Raw genomic sequence first — 20,820 nt, forward strand, 5'->3', positions numbered from 1 at the left:
ACCTATCAACACGGTGGCGCCTAGATTACAGATTCGTTATGTTGCGCACATAAAAAAGCCCCCCATCGAATCTCGATAGGAGGCTTTGAGAAAACTAAATTATATGGATGCTATTTTGTCGTCTTTGGTTTCTTCCTCGTCTCGGCGGTGCACCCATTGATAAAGAGCAGGCAGTATCAGCAGAGTCAACACAGTTGAGGATAGGATTCCCCCGATTACTACGGTAGCTAGAGGTCTTTGAACCTCTGCCCCCGTTCCGGTTGCCAGTGCCATCGGAATAAACCCAAGAGAGGCCACGAGAGCTGTCATCAACACCGGACGTAAACGTGTGAGAGCCCCTTCATTAATTGCGGAACTTAAAGAATGTCCTTCCTCGCGTAGATTACGTATGAAAGCGATCATCACCAGACCGTTTAGCACCGCCACTCCCGACAACGCGATGAAACCAACACCTGCCGAGATCGATAGCGGGATGTCTCTCAGCCATAAAGCCATGACACCCCCTGTCAATGCGAACGGAATACCAGTAAACACCAGTAGGCCATCCTTGAGGTTGTTGAACATCATGAACAAGAGTGCGAACACCAGAAGCAGGGCAACCGGCACTACAATCTGTAGTCGCTTGGCAGCGGATTGGAGCTGCTCGAACTGCCCTCCCCAAGTGGTCCAGTAACCGGATGGGATTTGCACTTCCTTATCAATGGCGCTACTGGCCTCCTGTACAAAAGAGCCGATATCACGCCCACGCACGTTGGCGCTGACGATCACCAGACGCTTGCCGTTTTCTCGGCTGACCTGGTTAGGTCCCAACACTAGATCGAGGGTCGCCACCTCTGAAAGAGCTATGAATCCGATCTGGTCAGCATTGGTGTTGAGCAACGCCGGTACCGGGATTAGCAATGTGGACAATCCCTCGAGATCCTTACGCATCGCGTCGGATAAACGCACCACCATGTCAAATCGGCGGTCTCCCTCATACATCGTACCGGCTTGTCGACCGCCAACTGCCACCGCAATGGTGTCTTGCACGTCGCCTACGTTGAGTCCGTAACGGGCGGCTTTGTCGCGGTCGATGTTGATGGTCAGTACCGGCAGTCCCGACGTTTGCTCAACTTTGACCTCGGAGGCACCATTGATCTTCTGCATTGATGCGGCGATTTTTGCAGCGGTGCCGTTGAGCACCGCCATGTCATCACCGAATACCTTGACCGCCACATCACTACGTACGCCTGAAATCAACTCGTTGAAACGCAGTTGAATAGGCTGAGAAAGCTCATAGTTGCTTCCGGGCATCGCAGCTGCAGCTTTTTGAATATCGTCTATCAATGCCTCCCTTGATTTATTCGGATCAGGCCATTGACTCTTCGGCTTGAGCATCACATAGCTGTCAGAAATGTTTGGAGGCATTGGATCGGAGGCAATTTCGGCAGTACCTGTACGACCAAACATCCGTTTGACCTCCGGTACTTTTGCCAATACCAGGGTTTCCAGGCGTTGCTGCATCTCTACCGATTGCGTCAGGCTGGTACCTGGGACACGCAATGCTTGCAACGCGAAATCGCCTTCGCTGAGACTCGGCACAAACTCACTACCCATCCGACTTGCGACCACACCGCATATTGTGATCACGCCTAATGCCATGGCGAATGCCAACGATCGATGGCCCATGACCCAGTCCAAAGCTGGAGCATACATCCGGCGGGCGCCACGCATGATGACGTTTTCTTCTTCCTTGACCTTGCCGGTCACGAACATCGCAATCGCAGCAGGGACAAAAGTTACTGACAACAACATCGCCCCCAGTAAGGCGATCACTACGGTGAAGGCCATCGGGTGGAACATTTTTCCTTCGACGCCAGTAAGCGCAAAAATCGGTAGGTACACGACCATAATGATCAACTGACCGAAAATTAATGGTCGGCGTGCTTCCTTGGCAGCAGCGAATACTTCGTGAAAACGTTCAGAGCGAGTGAGGATGCGCCCGTGGTGTTGCTGCGCATGGGCCAAACGCCTGATGGCGTTTTCAACAATTACCACCGCACCGTCGACGATGATGCCAAAGTCCAAAGCCCCAAGGCTCATCAGGTTGGCGCTAACTTTATTGGTAAACATGCCGGTGAATGTGAACAACATAGCGAGCGGGATAACCATGGCAGTGATCAGCGCTGCACGTATATTTCCCAAGAACAGGAATAGAATCGCAATCACTAGGATTGCACCTTCGATCAGGTTCTTTTTTACCGTGGCAATCGCCTTGTCCACAAGATTGGTACGGTCATAGACAGTGACTGCTACAACCCCTTTTGGCAGTGAACGGTTGATTTGCTCAAGCTTGTTGGCAACGGCCTGCGCCACGGTGCGGCTGTTCTCGCCGATTAGCATGAACACTGTGCCGAGCACCACTTCACGACCGTTTTCGGTCGCTGCTCCCGTGCGCAATTCACGGCCGATATCCACGGTTGCAACATTCTTCACACGTATTGGCGTACCGTCGACATTGGCCATGACGATATTGGCGATATCGTCGGTGGTTGCTACTTGACCAGGTGCACGAATCAGTAACTGTTCGCCGCTGTGCTCGATGTAACCGGCACCGACGTTAGCGTTGTTGCGCTCCAGCGCTGTAACAAGGTCAGTCAGCGTGAGCTTGTAAGCGGCCAAGCGTTTTGGATCGGGCGCAATCTGATACTCCTTGGCAAACCCGCCAATGGTATTGATTTCGGCGACCCCAGGAACATTGCGCAGTTGAGGCTTGATGATCCAGTCTTGAATCACCCTCAGGTCGGTCGGCGTATAGGGACTGCCGTCCTCCTTGACAGCCCCCTCTTCAGCCTCGACCGTCCACAGGAAAATCTCACCAAGACCGGTTGAGATCGGTCCCATGACAGCTTCCACACCTTCTGGCAGTTGCTCTTTGGCCACCTGTAATCGTTCGTTGACCAATTGCCGAGCGAAGAAGAGGTCCGTGCCCTCTTTGAAAATAACAGTAACTTGCGACAAACCCGAGCGTGACAGCGAACGAGTTTGTTCTAGAGCCGGTAAACCAGCCATTGCTGTTTCGATGGGGAACGTGATGCGTTGTTCGGTTTCCAGTGGTGAAAAACCTGCTGCCCCCGTGTTGATTTGCACCTGGACGTTGGTGATATCGGGAACCGCGTCGATCGGCAGCTTCTGATAGCTTGCTATACCGAGGCCGGCCATGAGGAAAACCGCGAGCAGTACGATAATGCGCTGCTCGATGGCAAATTGGATCAGGCGTTCGAACATGAGAACCTTCTCGTGGAAATGGCGGATCAGTGGGCGTGTTCAGCCGAGGCTTTACCCAATTCTGATTTCAAAATGAAACTACCGGCGGCGGCGATTTGAGCTCCGGGCTCCAGGCCTTCCTTGATCTCGACCAGACCCGCCGAACGACCACCTGTCTCCACTGGCTGAGCTCTAAACCCGTCCTCCGTTCGAACGAAAACAGTTTGCTTGTCCTCGACCGTCTGAAGAGCCGCCTCAGGTACAGCGACCTTTGTCTGCCGAGTACCGGTGTCAACCTGCACGGTCACAAATAGCCCCGGACGCCATGCACCTTGTGGATTTTCCAATGTCACGCGGACCGTGGCTGTACGGGTTTGCTCGCCCAACAAACTGCCGACATAGGCCACGGTTCCAGTGACTTCAGCATTCAACTCCGGCGCACTGACCTTGACCGATTTGCCTACGAGTACCTTGTTCAAATCCTTTGGTGAGACTCCAAAGGTCACCCACACACGCGACAAGTCGGAGAGCGTAAAGGCATTGGTGGTTTCGCTGACAACTTCACCGAGGGCCAAATGTTTCTCGACTACAACCCCGTCAAACGGCGCACGCAATTCATATCGATTACCCCCGCTGGCGACCGAGCTACCACTCAGTACGCTAATTTTTTGCCGAGCATTGCTGAGAGCAATTTCAGCTTCTTGCAAAGCCTGGCGGGCTTGCAGGAAGTCCTGTTCTGCAGAGATTTTGTCCTGCCATAACTGTCGCTCTCGCTCGTAGGTAGTACGCGCCAACTCAAGACGACGTTGCGCAGCGGCTTGTTCACTGCGCTGATCAGAAATTTGTTGGCTAGCGATTACGGCCAGCAACTGACCTTTTTTCACTGGTTGACCAAGATTGGCATGAACCGACTCAACGACACCAGGTACGCGGGGCACCACGTGCGCAGTGCGGTCTTCATCAAAACGGATTTCTCCAGGAAAGGGCAATGAAAGGCTGATGCTCTGCGCTTTCGCTTCAACCAGTTGGATGCCGGCAGAGCTGATCTGCTCTTCGCTCAGAGTCAAATGACCCTCTTCAGCTTCGCCTTCTGCGTGTTCGCCCTCGGCCGGTTTTCCGTCAGCAGTTTCATCGCCGTGATCGTCATAGCCTTTGCCCTCCTGAGTCTGAGCTTCAGCTGAAGGCACCGATGGGCTTGTCATCCAAAACGAACCGATGCCTATACCTATTGCCAAGGTTAGTGCCGAGACGAGGATTAGTTTTTTATCCATGGAGACTCCCTGCGCAACCCAGTCGGCATTCACGGATTAACGTGGTATTGCGATACTGAGCAGCGGTAAAAAAAGCGTTATATGAAATTCACGGGGTACGAGTGAGAATGGCAACATCACCGAAAATTCGCTCGATACGCACCCAGGCGTCTGTCGCCTCGGCGATGGCTTGGATGTATTGCGTGCGAGCGCTAATCAATGTGCGCTGAGCATCGAGCACGTCGAGAAAGTTAAACTTACCCATTTCGAAACCTCGGGTAGCGGTATCGACGGCACTTTGCGCTGCAGGCAGGATGGTTTGATTGAACGACGCCACTTCAGTGTTAGCAGTCAGCCACTGATCTAAGGTGGTTTGGATCTCTGTGCGCAGTCGTAACTCACTGGCATTCCGAAGGTCGCGAGATTGATCGGCACGGCGGGCTGCGGCCAGTACGTTGCCTTGGTTACGGTTAAACAACGGGATGGGCATAGATAGCCCTACGACATTCACCCGCTCGCGCTCACGCTCGTCGTATTGACTCCCGATACTCACGGTCAGGTCCGGAATTCGACGAGCCTTCTCAAGACCAAGAGAGGCTTCCCGCTGATCTATTTGCAGTTTTGCTAATCGTAGCTCTGCAGTTTCACCAATTCGGCTAAACAGCAGCGACGAATCGGGCACGGTTGGCATCGACCGATTTGGATCACCCACGGACACAAATGCAGGCAAAGGCGCCCCCATGACCTGAGCGAGTCTCTGGTAGGCACTGGCCTCATCCCGCTCAGCCCGCCTCAACTCTAGGCGCACTTCTGATAGCTGAACCTCTGCGCGCGTACCTTCAACGGGTGAGGATTTGCCACTCTTGATGCGACCTTGCGCTGCACGCAAACCGCGCTCGGCGAGCTCAAGTGATTGACGTGACAGCAGCAGTCTTTGCTGAGCCGTTGAGGAACTATAAAAAGCCTGAATGACATCGGCACGCAGAACGTTACGCTTGCGCTCCAACTCAATCCCCGCTGCGTCCTGAGCTCTATTGGCCACTTCAATCCTAGCTCCACGCTTACCGCCAAGCTCTATCGGCTGGCTGATCATTACCGTCGTGGTGCGCGAGTTTCGCCGAGTATCTTCAGCCTCCCAGGAAACCTCAGGGTTTGGAATCAATCCAGCCTGCTGTCGCTCTCCCTGAGCAATACCTGTCTCCCATTGAGCGGCCGCTAGGTCTGGGTTGTTGGAAAATGCAGTTTCAAGCGCTTGATCCATTGTGAGCATTTGAGCGTTTGCGGCTAACAAAGGAGCATTCAAAAGAGCAAGGATCGAAATAAGACCTGCTTGTAGCATGGTTTTATGCGTGATTGGGTGAGCAATAAACTTTCTAAACCGAAGTAATTCCATCATTCCCCAAAACCTTTATACAAAAAGAATTTCCCATGAGGCAAATATAATTCCGCACACCTATCAACAAGGTGACTGAAGAATTACAAATACGTTATCTAACGAATAAGCCTCACTTAATGCATTAGGATTAGGGCAATAAGTGCTCGCACCAAGCGACATCCCTAGACAAAAACGGGAGGCGGCTCTTGTACTACAAGGTGACGAGGGTCGCACGAAACCTTGTTAGTTTTAAACTCTATGATCCCAGAAAATTAAAAATGCAACCAGAATCCAACATTTAAACAGATGGTTAACTTTAAACAGATTCAACGAAAAGAGCCATTACGAACCACTTTAAGAAGGGTTAATTCCTATGCGTATTCTTGTGATAGAGGACGAGCCAAAGACTGCTGAATACTTACATCAGGGTCTAACTGAAAGTGGCTATATTGTAGATTGCGCATCGACAGGAGCTGATGGACTCCATCTGGCACGGCAGCAAGCTTATGATCTGGTATTACTTGACGTAAATCTTCCTGAAATGCACGGATGGGACGTTCTTGAAAATATTCGGCGGTCTAGCAGTACTAGGGTAATGATGCTTACTGCAAGAGGACGCTTAGAAGATAAAATTAGAGGATTGGATCTGGGGGCTGATGACTATCTTGTCAAGCCATTTGAATTTCCAGAGTTGCTGGCAAGAGTACGCACTCTAATGCGTCGTAGCGAACACATACCAATTCAAGAAGTGTTAAAAGTTGCTGATCTTGAACTTGATCAAGGAAGGCATCGCGCATTTCGCGGAAAACAACGCATAGATTTGACGACGAAAGAATTCGCACTGCTCCATCTATTAATGCGTCAATCTGGAGAGGTGTTATCTCGTACTCAGATCATTTCATTGGTTTGGGACATGAATTTTGATTGCGACACCAATGTTGTCGAAGTTTCGATACGTAGGCTCAGAGCTAAAATAGATGACCCATTTGAAACTAAATTAATCCATACGCTCCGCGGCGTAGGTTATGTACTGGAGGAGAGAAAATGAAGCAAGTCAGCCTGTCAATGCGATTGGGTTTGACAGTAAGTATAATGGGAGCAGTACTAGTAGTTTCTTTAGCGATTCTGGCCTATTTAGCGCTTACCCACGAGCTTGATTTGCGTGCAAAAAACAGCTTAGAAAAGAAAATGAATCAAATTGAGCACAGTTTACTGATGGATATCAGTACTAGCAACATGAGCCTAAAGCCACACGCACTATTAGATCAAGTGCTAGGGCATGACAATCTTAATCTCACTATTTTTGATGATGAAAATCTGAGTGTCCCTGTCCTGAGTTTTGGAGCAGATATAACCGTAGTTTCTAGGAGCAAAATCGGAGCAACCGATAGCACTAAGATTTCTTACTACTCCTCGGCACAGGAAAGCGAAAATCACATCCTCACAGCAGCGAAACTCATGAGGCTAAAAGATGGTGAATTCGTATCAGTCTTGCTGACTATGGACCGCTCGAATGATGAATCACTGTTAAGCTCTTATTTGAGTTCAACCATCGTAGCGGTTCCGCTGTTGTTGATCCTTATTGGTATCAGTGCTTGGGCGATAGTGCAACGCGGATTGTCCCCACTCCGGGAATTCTGTGAAGTTGCGGGAATGGTATCAACCCAAGATCTCAGTCACCGACTCTCCGTTGTCAATATGCCCCAAGAGATCAGTGAGCTAGCTCATGGCATAAATTTCATGCTTCACCGACTTGATAGCGGAGTCCAACAACTCACTCAGTTTTCAGATGATTTGGCGCATGAGTTGCGGTCACCGATTACGAACCTTATGGGGAAAGCACAGGTAACTCTTTCTCGTGATCGCTCAGTAAAGGAGTATAAGTCTGTACTAGAGTCTTGCACCGAAGAGTTGGGGCGAGTCACTAGAATTATATCTGATATGCTTTTTTTAGCCCAAGTAAGTCACCCAGCCGCACTTGTACCATTCGAAAACATTTTGCTGGAAGACGAAGCTTTAAAAGTAATTGATCTTTTTTCTCTTTCGGCTGAAGAAAAGTGCGTCGGCATAACCGTCAGTGGTCAGGGCAAAGTTTCAGGCGATCGACTCATGATTCAGCGCGCCATTTCGAATCTTTTATCAAACGCCATTCGTCACTGCCCGATAGAAGAGTCGGTTGTTATTTCCATTGAAACGCGAACCGAAGAAGTCTCCCTTTCAATAAGCAATCCCGGAGTGGGAATTGAACGCCATCACTTGCTTAATATCTTCGATCGTTTCTATCGAGTGGATAATAGTCGCTCACGAGCTGAAGGTGGCACTGGATTAGGATTGGCTATTGTCCGATCTATCATGAGCCTCCATCATGGAACAGCAGATGTCTTTAGTATACCAGGGCATCCGACAACCTTCAGAATTACATTCCCGAAGAACATTTCAACTAGTAACTTAAACTCTCAAAGACCAGGGGAGGTTTTTAGTTAGGATTTAATTTAATCAAAAGCAATATAAAACAGCTTGGCTGCACGAGTCAGATCACTAGGTAATATATGAGTGGGGATCGATGCTTAAAAATCCAAAGACAACATTACTCTTTTTGCTCAGCCAGAGATGAAACCGATGACTCACCAATGGATAGTGAAGATTTAATAGCCCTGTGCAAAATATAACCTTCGTCAAGATACATTACTAGTGCCCAAGAGCAATCCAACGTGAACATCTATTGGTACCGATCTTTGTGACACCCACCTATTACGCAGGTTGATCATGCCTTCATGGATAATCACTCGAGAGTGTGTGGTCTTGCAGATATAGCGTCGCAACCCCCTACTTCGGAATTAAGCTAAATTCAGCATGTTTATTCTAAACTGCAAATCGTATAGACTTTCGTGCAATCTAGATTTTAACGTTATCTTAAGCGCTTGGTGCAAAATTAAATCCCTACTGCAGAACCATTCCGCCTCCTGAGACAATTTTAGAGATTACATAACTGCCTTTCTATAATCAATATTTTCAGCGCGTTTAATTTAGTGCAATCCAATTATTTCGCACAATATCAAAATAAGAATGGCTAAACGGGGTTAATGGGCACGCGACTCAAGGACATATCCAGCACCTCGCAATGTATGGATAAGCTTGTCGTCAAAAGGATCATCAATTTTAGCTCGAAGCCTCCTCATTGCTACTTGAACAACGTTCGTGTCGCAATCACTACTCAGACCCCAGACAGAAGACTTAATCTGCGTGCGCGATAGCGTCGTGCCTGATTGACACATCAAAAAGTGTAGCAAGGCGAACTCCTTGTTAGTCAGGTCAATTCGCTGGTTAGCGCGAAAGGTCCTGTGCCTACCCAGATCGAGCTCCAAATCGCCAACGCGAAGCACATTTAGCGATGCCGACGACCCAGTTCGACGCATTAAAGTACGGACTCTAGCTAACAACTCAGGAAACTCAATTGGTTTGACCATGTAATCGTCAGCGCCTAGATCAAAACCCAAGACTTTATCCTCAACACTACCTTTCTCGGTAAGCATCATGATCGGGGTAATAATTACCTCGCGAATACTTACAAGTAGATCCCAGTCGTCACTTTGCGGGGGGTTTACGTCTAGTACTACAAGGTCATAAGCCTGTTGGGAGACTAAGTTTATGCCATCGATTCCGTTTTGTATGCAATCAACGATAAAGCCGCTTTCAGTCAGACCCTGGCGCAAATAATGAGCGGTTTTCGGATCGTCTTCTATTATCAAGATACGCATTTATTATAAAGTCTCGATACTAATTGAAAATACCACCACACTCATTTAGGCAACTTTACTCACCGGTTCACTTTAGCATCTCAACTGGATGAGTTAAGCCATTACAGAATATCGCGCATTTTTTCAGTTTCTGTTAAATGAGTGAATTGAGACACACGACCATACGGCAAATAGATTTTAGACTACTTGATGACGATAGATGGTCTTATTACAAATTTGTAATTCTTCAGTCACCCTCGCGATAACTCTTATGCAGTACATTGAGCATGCAATATATCTAAACACTCTAGACGCTGCAGATGTCCCTACTGTTAAACGATGAAAACGGCGCGCCTTGGGGGCGAAAATTTTGTGATGCCATCTCGCATTAGAAAAATGTTGTGGTCGGCTGATTCCCTGCCTCGGGAATCATTGATGACGACCGCGCATGAGCCAGCCAATGTAAGACGAGGAACAGTCACCAACCCGTATTATCAAATGAGCCAAGACTCGCAGACGCCGAGCGGGAAATACAGAATAGCGCAGCCAGGCTTTAACAGAGTTTGAACCCCGATGCCGTACTAAAAACGGCTGCCAAAGCTTTCAACGAATATTTGAAATCAACTGCAAGGCGTCGCCTGACTCCGAGGAGTGTGCGTTATGCGAGTACGGCGATGTTTCGCGCAATGAGGATTATCGGCATTCGAAAGTGGTGAACTTGGTAAGCGCATCAAGACCGCTTTGGTCTCTCATCCGCAACTAGAATTCCTTTTTAGACAACTAGTCGCGCCTATCAGAATAGTGATCTAAACAACGTCATCACCTATGCCTTCGATACTAAGACAGATGCGCAACGTCAGCAAGAAAACCATACCCCCGCGACCCAACCACCATCATTTCGCTCCAAAAAAAATTGTTTTTTAAGTCAAGTCGAGCGGATCTATCAGTACAACACTTACTTGGGGGGCATCTCATGAAAAAAATCCTCATCGGTTTTGGCGTTTTGGCGGTTTGGCTAATCGTGGAGCTTCAACCAACCGAGGAAAGCGTTGAGGGTCACTGGTGCATCCATGAATTACATCGCTCTGTTGCTGATTTTTTCTTCCCTAAAACGTAGCGGCAGTCCAGTGACAGTTTGCGCGCACGATCATGTCGAGATATTCCGAGATACCCATGAATAAAAAAATACCAATTCTGAGTACGAAAATTATACTCAGTAGCAATCAATTAATTATTGCAGTTTCAACTTGGCTTCTGTTGTTCAGTAACTGGCCATTTTGGCGAGTTGTTTGGAAAAGCGTGGGAGGCCTACAAGACGGAAGCATCTTATTTGTGCTTAGCCTGCCTTGGTTCGTGTTGATGTGGCTGTACGTGTTACTCAGCGCGATGGCTTGGGGACGCTTCATAAAGCCTGTGCTAGCCATTGTTCTGTTGGTTGCGGCAGCAGCGAGTTACTTTATGAATAGCTACGGCATTGTAATTGACTACAGCATGCTAACGAATGTTATTCAAACAGACATCTCTGAGACCACGGACCTGCTGAACTGGGAGTTACTGCGATGGATGCTGGGTTTTGGTGTTCTACCGGTGCTGCTTATCACCCGAGTCCGTTTGATACAACGATCGCGCACCCGCGCGCTTGCTCATCGATTGATGGGGCTGGCGGTAGCACTTACCTGTTTGGCAATCATCGTATTTACGCTTTACCAATCTTATGCATCGCTCGTACGTAACCATCGCGAACTCAGATTGATGTTAGTTCCTTCGAATGTGGTTTCGGCAATCCATGGGTATATGCGTCGCCAGCTAGCACAGCCCACAGAACTAAAAATCATTGGTGCTGATGCCCGCCAAGGAGAAACTACTGCGAGTGTAAAAAAATCACGCCTGACGTTGTTAATTGTGGGTGAAACCGCTAGGTCCGCGAACTTCTCGCTTAATGGCTACACACGCGATACCAATCCGGAATTGACTCGGCGTGGTGTCTTAAGTTTTGCCAATGTCAGTTCATGTGGAACAGCTACGGCAATCTCCTTACCTTGCATGTTCTTGGATGCGGGTAAACAAGGCTATAAAGACGGTATGGCGTTACGGAGAGAAGGCTTATTAGACGTGTTGCAGCGGGCCGGAGTATCGGTACTTTGGAGAGATAACAATTCGGGTTGTAAAGGTATTTGTGACCGAGTAAAAAATGAGAAATTGAACAATCAGAAAACATCAGGATTATGCAGAGCAGGCGAGTGTTACGACGAAGTCTTATTGCAAGACCTGCAAGCTTACTTGGATCAACAACAGGGTGATTCAGTCGTGGTTCTCCACATGAAAGGTAGTCACGGCCCATCCTACTACAAGCGCTACCCACGCGAATTCGAGCGATTTGGTCCCGTTTGTGATAATAACCAACTAGAGCGATGTACGCGCGAGAGCATAGTCAGTGCCTATGATAACAGTATCGTCTATACAGACTATGTACTTGGACAAACGATTGACTTGCTAAAGCGCAACGCTGAGCGCTTTGATACGGCTATGCTTTACGTCTCTGATCACGGTGAGTCTCTCGGCGAGAACGGGATATACTTGCACGGACTGCCTTATGCTATGGCGCCCAAAGAGCAGACTAGCATTCCCATGGTTCTCTGGATCTCCAAAAACATGCAATCTCGTCAAAAACTAGACGTTCAATGCTTGAGGGAACAGCGAGGCGCATCACTATCCCATGACAACTTATTCCATTCGATATTAGGATTGATGAATATCCAAACTTCGGCATATCGACCTGAGCTTGATCTGTTTAGCGCATGTCAATCCAAAGCCTTGGCCTCATTAAAACTTACTTCAATGACTGGCCAGCAGCAGTAATAGCAGCCAACTAGTGGCAAGAATGAAGTCTAAAGATCATCATTAAAATTAACGCACACTCCACTCAGAGCCATTCATATTAGAATGGTAAGTTTTCAAGCATCTAAAAAAACTGCGACCGACTGTCCGTCTTTTTATTTGACGATTCAGTCGGCCTTTGCAACACTCAATACGAGTATGCCTTCCAGGTGCTTTGCAAATAAAGTAACTCTAAAACTATAATATAAATATATTTAAAATTAACTGCAGTGGGGTTCCTCGGTGAATTTGCGCGAAACATCGACCGCTCCCAAAGCTTCCAATGTTCGGCGTCCTATCAGTACGGGATAGTTCATCTCGCCTCGATCTTTCAGAGAAAATTCCTCTTTATAAATTTTATCTCCTATGCACATCGTCATCATGACGACTGGACGATGTTCAGCGCCGCCGGCACCTCTAACTTTTACATTTCGTTCAATCCGTCGTTCGAAGAGTGCGCTACTCACCTTCTTAGTTTTGGTGTCTTTGACTTTAACGTTAAACCGAATCCATTCTTCTCCATCTTTTTGGAATCTTTTTAAGTCCTTCGCATCCATGGATGACGTAAGAGCCCCAGTATCCAACTTTATTTTCACGGCGATATTTTCTGGTAAAAGTATCCCTTCTTCAATCCACCCGAATACCTTTTCTGGTCTAGCCGGGCTCGACAAAACCGGCTCTACTGTTAGAGACAAAAGCATTATCAGCAGAGCACAATTTAAAATAATTTTTTTCATTTTAACTAGCCCTCTGGGGTGGATCCCCGAAATAACAACTTGTCTTAAAAATGGAACTCAATTAGTGGACCTTGCCTTCATAATCGTCAACTAATTGGCTATGGAAATCTGCTTTTTCCATTTGTACAGTAGTATGACTGATCTGAAACTCTTCACTCATAAGCGACGTGACTTCAGTTAAAATATCTTGTTCACTGCGGGAGGTATAGTCAGCGACCAGGTGAACGCTCATTACACTCTTACCACTGGTTAAAGCCCATATATGCAAATCGTGCACATTTTTTACTCCTACGATTCCGTATATTTTCGCCTCCACCTTTTGAATATCGATGCCCTCTGGAACGCCCTGCAGTAATATATTCATGCTTTCCTTGAGCAGTGACCAAGTCCTAGGCAGCACCCAGAATCCGATACCTGCTGCAACAAGTGAATCAACCCAACTCCAACCGGTGAAGCGGATTACAAGCGCTGCAATGATGACGCCAATAGACCCCACCATATCGCTCCAAACCTCTAAATAAGCGCCCTTCACATTGAGACTTTCCCCACTAGCGGCACTCAACAGACGCATTGAAATGAGGTTAACTATCAGTCCCATCACTGCAATTACTAACATGCCCGTCGACTGAATTTCTGCGGGGGCGTTAAGTCGAAGATACGCTTCATAGACAATGTATATAGCGACTAAAAACAACAAGACAGCATTGAATGTGGCTGCAAGTATTTCGAATCGTGCATACCCGAACGTGCGCTTCCTGTCAGCAGAGCGTTTGGCAATATGAATAGCCAGCAAGGATATTGCCAAAGCCACAACGTCTGTCAGCATATGCGCAGCATCCGACAGTAAGGCTAGGCTGCCCGTGACAAAGGCTCCGATGACCTCAGCAATCATAAAACTTGTCGTCAGGGCGAGTGCGATCCATAACATCTTTTCATGACCCGCACGTACTTGACCGTGACTGTGCCCTGAACTCATGATTTTTCCCCAAATGTAGCCTAATGAAGATCCAACGAGTGGACTGTAGAATATAAAGACCTACTAGCACCCAAACCGTTCCATATCATCAAACCAATCATTCAAAGGTGGATACTGGTTTGATGTAGTATTCAGATCATAAGCGAGAAATCGCCATCTTAATCAAATAGTTCCTGCAAAAACGATTTTTTGCGACTCGGTTGTCCCTGATGCCCACTTTGACTTTGATGGCCACCTTCTTTCCATCCACCGCTGTGGCTCCCTCGATCTCCATGACCATGCTTATTCCCGTACTGGTTGTAACCAGGTTGTTCTGCTGGCGTCGAACTTTGGACAGGTGATGTGAGGTTCTGTGGAAGCAATCTAACGGTCTCTTGTCGCTGACTACGCTCAATAATCTTGTCGAGTTCACCTCGGTCAAGCCAGACACCGCGGCATTGCGGCAATAGTCAATTTCTATGCTCTGGCGCTCAGTCATTACTAAAGCTATATCTTTGCAGATAGGACATTGCATATTTAATTCCTTATGTGAGTAATCAATTTTGACAATGTAGCTTTCGAATCAATACCGCAATAGTTGTGGTCCATTGAATACCACAAGCGGGCTCGTCCCCATATCGGCGAAAAGAGCCATCCACAAAGTTGCTTGGCCGGGCGAAGACGCTTTTATCTTTCATCCTCACCTCGCGATCTACTTCTTTAGCAATCGAAGTCCATTGAGCACGACAAGTATGCTCACTCCAACGTCTGCAAAAACAGCCATCCACATGGTGGCCAAACCCATGAGGATGAACACAAGGAAAATGGCCTTAATACCTAAGGCGAACAAAATGTTTTGCTTAAGAATCACAGCTGTCTCGCGTGACAGGCGGACGAAGGCCGGAATCTTGCGCAGATCATCATCCATTAAAGCAACGTCAGCCGTTTCAATAGCGGTTCCCGTGCCAGCCGCGGCCATGGCGAATCCGATCTGAGACTTGGCCAATGCAGGTGCATCGTTTATCCCATCACCGACCATCCCCACCACGTGCTTACGGCCCTTCAATTGATCAATTACTGAAAGCTTGTCGCTGGGCAACAAGTTTCCCCGCGCCTCATCTATCCCAACTCGTTTGGCAATCGCATCAGCCGTGTACGAATTGTCGCCTGTAAGCATCATGGTCTTGATACCCAATGCATGCAGCTCCTTGATCGCTGTCTGGCTTGAGTCCTTTACGGTATCGGCTACAGCAAACAACGCAAAAACCTGACTGGCGCTGGTCAAGGCTACGACTGTTTTGCCTTGGCGCTCCAGGCTAGTCAGAGATTCGTCCAACTGCGAAGTACCGAGCCCCAACTCCTGGATCAGTCGGTGATTGCCCAGGTAGAAGAGCTGGCCTTCAATCATCCCCTTTACCCCGCGACCGGGAAGGGCCTCAAAACTCTCCACTTGCAGGAACGTTGATGCGTCCGAGCCTTCGTACTTGGCAATTGCCTGTGATACGGGGTGATCCGAGCGTGCACTGAGGCTGGCGGCAACAATCTGAGGATGTACCTCTGAGTCTTCGGCTACCGGAATGTAGTCTGTCTGAACCGGTTTCCCATGGGTAATGGTGCCGGTTTTATCGAGCGCGACGAAACTCAGCTTGGCGCCTATTTCCAGGTAGATGCCGCCTTTAACCAAAATGCCTTTGCGAGCCGCTGCCGCCAGACCACTGACGATGGACACCGGAGTGGAAATGACCAGCGCACAAGGGCAAGCAACCACCAGAAGCACCAGTGCACGATAGATCCAGTCAGTCCACAATCCGCCCATAAACAGTGGTGGGAATACCGCAATCGCGACGGCGAAAAAGAACACCCCTGGCGTATAAATTTTGGCAAACTTATCAACGAACCGCTGGGTTGGAGCTCGCGAACTTTGGGCTTCTTCAACCGCGTGAATGATTCGAGCAAGGGTCGTATTGTTGGCCTCAGCTGTCACTCGATACTCGAAGGAGCCGGATTCGTTAATGGAGCCGGCATAGACAGGATCATCGACATCTTTTTCGATGGGCAAGCTCTCGCCCGTGATGGGCGCTTGGTTAACAGTAGAGTTACCAGAAGAGACTTTACCATCCAGGCCAATTCGTTCGCCGGGGCGGACACGAACCAAGGCCCCAATCTCGACCGTTTTTACATCGACTTCCAGCCAACTACCGTTGGGTTGGCGCACGGTAGCTCGTTCAGGGGTCAAGTCCATCAGCCCCTTGATCGCATTGCGCGCACGATCCAGCGATTTCGCTTCGACCATTTCCGCAACGGTGAAGAGAAACATGACCATCGCGGCTTCTGGCCACTGTCCGATCAACACCGCTCCGGTAACCGCGATGCTCATCAGCGCGTTGATGTTCAGGTTGAGGTGTTTGATCGAGATCAAACCCTTCTTGTAGGTCGTAGGCCCGCAGAGCACGATGGCGAACAAGGCTATGACCGCTATCACCCATTCAGGCGCGGAGTTAGTGAAGTGCAGGACTTCAGCACCCACGGCAGCGACACCGGAAAGCGCTAATGGCCACCATGTGCTCTTAGGTGATTCCGCCTGGGGAAGGACTTCTGGCGTATCTGCGCTGGTTGCATTGCCATTAGCCGTCAAAGGTTCGGCGTGCATGCCCAGCGATAGCACTGCTGCCTCGATACCCAAGGTGTCGGGTAGCTCGTGCCAGACAGCCATCGTGCGGTTCATCATGTTGAACTCGAGCTTTTGAATGCCGCTCATCTTCGCGAGCTTGTCCTCGATCATGGTCTGCTCGGAAGGACAGCACATCTGCCCAATCCTGAAACTGCTGAAACGAGTCGCTTCGTCGGTATTGGTGGGAGACACGTTTTCGATGCCGACTTTGGGACTACCCGCAGCAGATGGTGGGCAGCAAGCATCGATAAAAAGGTCATTATCAACCGTAGCAGCAGGCTGGCTCGGCTCGGCAAGGCTGTACAGGGCAGATGGCGGTGCTACGACAGCGCAGTTCGATTTACTGATATCGGAGCCGGGGGAGCAGCAACCCGCGCCCTTTACTGAAGAAGGCGCTGAGCTGACGTCCAAAGTTTTCGCGGAGCAGCAACTACTGTTGGACTGTGCTGTAGTTGTATTACACATAGTCGCGGCAGGTGCACAGCAGCCGGTCGGTGCTGCCGGGTCAAATACCTCAACGGCGGCGTCACTTTTCGGTGTTTGTTCATCACCGCAACAGCTTTTCATAAAGGCACTCTCCACAATTTATTGTGAAGAGTGAACACCCTATAGCCACTATAAGGTCAAGCGGATTGTCGAGCCCGGTGAGCTTTTTTCATTCCGCATTCCGCACGCGCCCTTATTAACGAGCTTGGTTGATTTCGCTCCAAATCAGATCGTAGAGCTGTTGAGCGCCGAAGTTAGTCAGGGGTTTACCGTTAACGAAAAATGTCGGTGTTCCCTTCACACCTACAGTTTTGGCATCAGCGGCATCTCTTTCTATCGTGGCGGTGATCTCCGGCGACATCATGTCCTCACGAGCCTTAGCCACGTCCAAGCCCGCTTGGGCCGCTACGTCCCAAGCTGCTGATGCTTTCGCATCGTCATGCCACTGCGGTTGAGCAGCGAGGACAGCTTCAAGTACCGGCACAAAAACACCCTGCTTACGTGAAGCCTCGAGCAGACGTATGGCTTCTTCAGACCCTACGTGAAGCTTCACATAGCGCAGCACTAAGCGAACATCGCCTGGGTGTTGTGACATCATCTTTTTGACGATAGGGTAGAAGGCACGGCAGCTTTCACAAGATGGATCGAAGAATTCTACGATTGTCACCGGGGCGTCGGCAGGGCCGAAGCTTGGTGAGTTAAACCGCACTAGCGCGCTGGTTTGCGGTACAGGTGCTGTAGCCTGGGGCACAGTGGCAGCACGATTGTAGAAAAATGCTGCGACGGCAAAGCCTACGATGGCTAGCACGCTGATGGAGAGGACGACGGCGCGTCTGCTCATACGGTAAATCTCCGACGGATAAGAACGAGAAAAATGATCAGCAGGCTGAACACGCCCAGCGATAAAAGTGGCAGCGGAACACCACTGAGGATGGTCATGTCGGCACCGGAGCAGGAAGGGCCGGCCCCGCAAGGTTTGATGCTTTCAGGAATCAGTCCGAAATAAAGCAGGTTGTGATACAGAGCGATGAGCCAACCCATGACTGCTAATGGCAGTGCATAGCGCCAAACACCGGTGTCCGATAAACAGCAGGCGACGCCCAATACCAGGACGAGTGGAAACATGAAGGCTCGTTGAAACCAACAGAGCACACAGGGCAGTTGCCCCATGACTTCACCAACGAATAGCACGGCGATTGTTGATACCAGAGCAAGCAACCAGGCACAGAGCAACAGCGCCCAAGCTCCGGATTGATGTTGTTTTAAGGGGGCTTCCATAGGATTCAGTCCACTTTTCTATTGAGCGCACGCAGATTTGCTTATCGCCTAAGGCGCGTAGAATGAAGATTCTAGCAACTATAAGGTCAAGCGAAATGAGTTCGACCAAATACACAGTCGGTGATCTGGCGAAGGCGACTGATACCAAAGCGGTGACCATCCGCTATTACGAGCAGGTCGGCCTCCTGCCTTCTGCAGGGCGTTCAGCATCAGGCTATCGCTTCTACACCGACGAGGAGCGCGACCGTCTATTGTTCATCCGACGTAGCCGCACACTGGGCTTCAGCCTTGACGATGTTCGAGAGTTGCTGGGCTTTGCGGATAACCGCGACGCTTCCTGCGCCAGGGTGGACGCAAAAATCGAGGGGCAGTTAGAGCAGGTTCGAATGCGCATCCGAGACCTGCAAGGCTTGGAGGTGGAGTTGGAGCGTTTGATTGCTTGTTGCGAGGGCGGCGTGATCGAGCAGTGCCGTATTATCGAGTCGATGTCCAATCCCCGTTAAGGATGCTAACCGGCCACCCCACAATTTTGGCGGGAGTCCTGTTGAATGAACTGATCATTTATATCGACTATGTGGTGGTTTCGACTCCGTCTTGGCGGTATCAAGAGTCGCAGGTGCAATGACGTAACGCACGCCGTTGAGGGATGAACCAACGCTTGGGCTTTGATGCCTATACCGGCTAGAGCGTTTGCGTTGATCATAGTGATTGACTCTCAGATTCAGTGATAGTCATAGAAGTGGGCATGCTGCTGCCCGTTATTTCCGTCCACACTGTTAACTGTGGCAGGATTAAAATGACATGCCTTCAGACACCTGAATCAGCATTTCTTCAACTAGATGTGTGCCGTGAGACGTAGTGACCATTGCCAGTGGGCTTTTTCCCAAAAAACGGGCTTTGGGTTTGGAAAGCCATTGTTTGGCCTTCCCTTCGTCCCCGAACATGATCTCGGCCATGGCGGTAATGTGTGCGAACCGGAACAGGCGATCGCTCTCATCCGACGTTAAAAGCTGATCGCTTGCCAATTTTGTTTTGAGCGTTTTGGGGTGAATGATTATGTCGCGTTCTTGCGGATTTACGGTGCCATCAGCACAAAGCGATGAAATCAGGCCGGCCGAAAAGCCAGCTACTATCATGTCGTGAATGTCTTGATCCGAAGCGTTGGAAGGGATATGGAGATACGCAGCCAACCGCTTGCGGTAAGCATGATAGGCATCCTCACGCAGGACTCCAGCAAACATCGGCCGTACTGATATTGCACTGTTCATGGGCGTCAGCACTAATGTGCCATTTGCTATCGTTAGCTCTAAATGATCACCAACACCTAACCCCATTTGGTCAAGCAACTCTGGAGGTAGGTCAATGATGATGTCGCCAGTACCGTCCTCAGTATTCTGGCACTTGACTATCCAATGCTCGCTCATGATTGTCCGGCCCTCATCCGCGACTAGAGAATGACACACATCATTATGCTCGGGCGCAGAGCTGACCAAAGGAACGTGCACTCCTCCAGTAGACATGCACTGCCGCTGCTCGAACGCCGGATAGCGAGTGCAACAGCAAAAAATGGGGCAATGGCTTTGCCGCCTTTCCACCGTCACATGGTTACGAGCTTGAGCGTGATCTGGCAACTACACGAAAAGGATATGACATGAACCCTGATGAGCTTTATGTTTCCGTCGACGTCGAGACTTCTGGACCTATACCAGGCGAATACAGCCTGCTTTCCATTGGAGCTTGCCTTGTAGATCAACCTGCCACGTCCATCTATCTTGAACTACGACCTGACAGTCCAAAACACGACCCAGAAGCACTGGCAGTATCGGGGCTGAGTCTGGAGAAGCTGGAGCGCGAAGGACTCACTCCGCAACAGGCGATGCTGACATTTGGTGAATGGCTGAAATCGTCCTGCCAAACGGGGCAAAAGGTCATTTTCGTAGGACTCAATGCGCCGTTTGACTGGTCATTCGTCAATTACTACTTCCACAAATACCTGGAAACCAACCCCTTTGGTTTTACCGCCATCGACATGAAGGCCTACTTTATGGGCGCTTTAGGTTGCAGCTGGCAGGAAACAAAATCATCCAAGATGACCGCTGCGCTGAAGCCACTCAGCGAGCCGAACCATAACGCATTGGATGATGCCCGCTTTCAGGCAGAGCTCTTCGCCCTGATGCTAGCGGGTAAAGATAAACGCTGACCTGCCTT

17 protein-coding genes are annotated in these 20,820 nt (G+C 49.4%); 6 read left to right on the top strand and 11 right to left on the bottom strand.

What is annotated here, in order from left to right; genetic code table 11:
• Positions 1-99: 99 nt before the first annotated feature.
• The 3 genes from KFS80_RS17165 to KFS80_RS17175 all read right to left on the bottom strand — a co-directional run bounded on the left by KFS80_RS17165 (position 100) and on the right by KFS80_RS17175 (position 5,892).
• Positions 100-3,267 carry a CusA/CzcA family heavy metal efflux RND transporter gene (locus KFS80_RS17165; protein WP_158830539.1) on the bottom strand — a complete coding sequence of 1,056 codons (3,168 nt, stop codon included), beginning with the start codon at positions 3,265-3,267 and terminating at the stop codon, positions 100-102.
• Positions 3,268-3,293: 26 nt separating this feature from the next.
• Complete coding sequence (locus KFS80_RS17170; protein ID WP_042561903.1) at positions 3,294-4,517, bottom strand: efflux RND transporter periplasmic adaptor subunit; 1,224 nt, start codon at positions 4,515-4,517, stop codon at positions 3,294-3,296.
• 88 nt (positions 4,518-4,605) lie between these two features.
• Positions 4,606-5,892 (bottom strand): TolC family protein, encoded by a 1,287-nt coding sequence (locus tag KFS80_RS17175; protein ID WP_140396034.1) that lies wholly within the window; start codon positions 5,890-5,892, stop codon positions 4,606-4,608.
• 352 nt (positions 5,893-6,244) lie between these two features.
• Between KFS80_RS17175 and KFS80_RS17180 the strand changes: the two genes are divergently transcribed.
• Complete coding sequence (locus KFS80_RS17180) at positions 6,245-6,919, top strand: heavy metal response regulator transcription factor (protein WP_080896080.1); 675 nt, start codon at positions 6,245-6,247, stop codon at positions 6,917-6,919.
• The gene (locus KFS80_RS17185) at positions 6,916-8,355 is read left to right on the top strand and encodes a heavy metal sensor histidine kinase (protein ID WP_042561904.1); all 1,440 of its coding nucleotides are present in this window, start codon (positions 6,916-6,918) and stop codon (positions 8,353-8,355) included. The genes KFS80_RS17180 and KFS80_RS17185 overlap by 4 nt, the downstream gene beginning before the upstream one ends.
• A gap of 596 nt (positions 8,356-8,951) precedes the next feature.
• On the opposite strand, the gene KFS80_RS17190 is transcribed toward KFS80_RS17185, so the two are convergent.
• Positions 8,952-9,629 carry a heavy metal response regulator transcription factor gene (locus tag KFS80_RS17190; protein WP_047297377.1) on the bottom strand — a complete coding sequence of 226 codons (678 nt, stop codon included), beginning with the start codon at positions 9,627-9,629 and terminating at the stop codon, positions 8,952-8,954.
• Positions 9,630-10,781: 1,152 nt separating this feature from the next.
• Between KFS80_RS17190 and KFS80_RS17195 the strand changes: the two genes are divergently transcribed.
• Positions 10,782-12,467, top strand: coding sequence for a phosphoethanolamine transferase (locus KFS80_RS17195; protein ID WP_158830538.1), 1,686 nt, complete (start codon positions 10,782-10,784; stop codon positions 12,465-12,467).
• Between the two features lie 239 nt (positions 12,468-12,706).
• Here the strand turns inward: KFS80_RS17195 and rloA3 are convergent, their stop codons facing one another.
• The 4 genes from rloA3 to KFS80_RS17215 all read right to left on the bottom strand — a co-directional run bounded on the left by rloA3 (position 12,707) and on the right by KFS80_RS17215 (position 16,983).
• On the bottom strand, positions 12,707-13,222 hold the full coding sequence (gene rloA3 / locus KFS80_RS17200; RefSeq protein ID WP_155401179.1) for a retropepsin-like aspartic peptidase RloA3: 516 nt from the start codon (positions 13,220-13,222) through the stop codon (positions 12,707-12,709).
• 61 nt (positions 13,223-13,283) lie between these two features.
• The gene (locus tag KFS80_RS17205) at positions 13,284-14,198 is read right to left on the bottom strand and encodes a cation diffusion facilitator family transporter (RefSeq protein ID WP_042561907.1); all 915 of its coding nucleotides are present in this window, start codon (positions 14,196-14,198) and stop codon (positions 13,284-13,286) included.
• Between the two features lie 136 nt (positions 14,199-14,334).
• Entirely contained in the window at positions 14,335-14,712 is a 378-nt protein-coding gene (locus KFS80_RS17210; RefSeq protein ID WP_208101337.1) for a TFIIB-type zinc ribbon-containing protein, read from the bottom strand.
• Positions 14,713-14,889: 177 nt separating this feature from the next.
• Positions 14,890-16,983: a heavy metal translocating P-type ATPase gene (locus KFS80_RS17215; RefSeq protein ID WP_158830574.1), complete on the bottom strand. Its 2,094-nt coding sequence runs from the start codon at positions 16,981-16,983 to the stop codon at positions 14,890-14,892.
• Between KFS80_RS17215 and KFS80_RS26995 the strand changes: the two genes are divergently transcribed.
• Positions 16,925-17,449: a hypothetical protein gene (locus tag KFS80_RS26995; protein WP_162184570.1), complete on the top strand. Its 525-nt coding sequence runs from the start codon at positions 16,925-16,927 to the stop codon at positions 17,447-17,449. The two genes, KFS80_RS17215 and KFS80_RS26995, sit on opposite strands and share 59 nt — an antisense overlap.
• 81 nt (positions 17,450-17,530) lie before the next feature.
• On the opposite strand, the gene KFS80_RS17220 is transcribed toward KFS80_RS26995, so the two are convergent.
• Both KFS80_RS17220 and KFS80_RS17225 read right to left on the bottom strand, forming a co-directional pair.
• Positions 17,531-18,175, bottom strand: coding sequence for a DsbA family protein (locus KFS80_RS17220; RefSeq protein ID WP_042561909.1), 645 nt, complete (start codon positions 18,173-18,175; stop codon positions 17,531-17,533).
• A complete protein-coding gene (locus KFS80_RS17225) occupies positions 18,172-18,612 on the bottom strand; it encodes a disulfide bond formation protein B (protein WP_042561910.1) in 441 nt (146 codons plus the stop codon). Before KFS80_RS17225 ends, KFS80_RS17220 begins: the two co-directional genes overlap by 4 nt.
• Before the next feature lie 95 nt (positions 18,613-18,707).
• Between KFS80_RS17225 and KFS80_RS17230 the strand changes: the two genes are divergently transcribed.
• Entirely contained in the window at positions 18,708-19,115 is a 408-nt protein-coding gene (locus tag KFS80_RS17230) for a MerR family transcriptional regulator (RefSeq protein WP_042562261.1), read from the top strand.
• A gap of 288 nt (positions 19,116-19,403) precedes the next feature.
• On the opposite strand, the gene KFS80_RS17235 is transcribed toward KFS80_RS17230, so the two are convergent.
• Complete coding sequence (locus KFS80_RS17235) at positions 19,404-20,036, bottom strand: antitoxin Xre/MbcA/ParS toxin-binding domain-containing protein (RefSeq protein WP_080963325.1); 633 nt, start codon at positions 20,034-20,036, stop codon at positions 19,404-19,406.
• Positions 20,037-20,263: 227 nt separating this feature from the next.
• Here KFS80_RS17235 and KFS80_RS17240 point away from each other — a divergent pair, with 227 nt between their 5' ends.
• A complete protein-coding gene (locus KFS80_RS17240) occupies positions 20,264-20,812 on the top strand; it encodes a 3'-5' exonuclease (RefSeq protein ID WP_158830536.1) in 549 nt (182 codons plus the stop codon).
• Positions 20,813-20,820 lie beyond the last annotated feature (8 nt).

This window comes from Pseudomonas rustica (assembly GCF_018336155.1).
In the GTDB taxonomy this organism is placed as follows: domain Bacteria; phylum Pseudomonadota; class Gammaproteobacteria; order Pseudomonadales; family Pseudomonadaceae; genus Aquipseudomonas; species Aquipseudomonas rustica.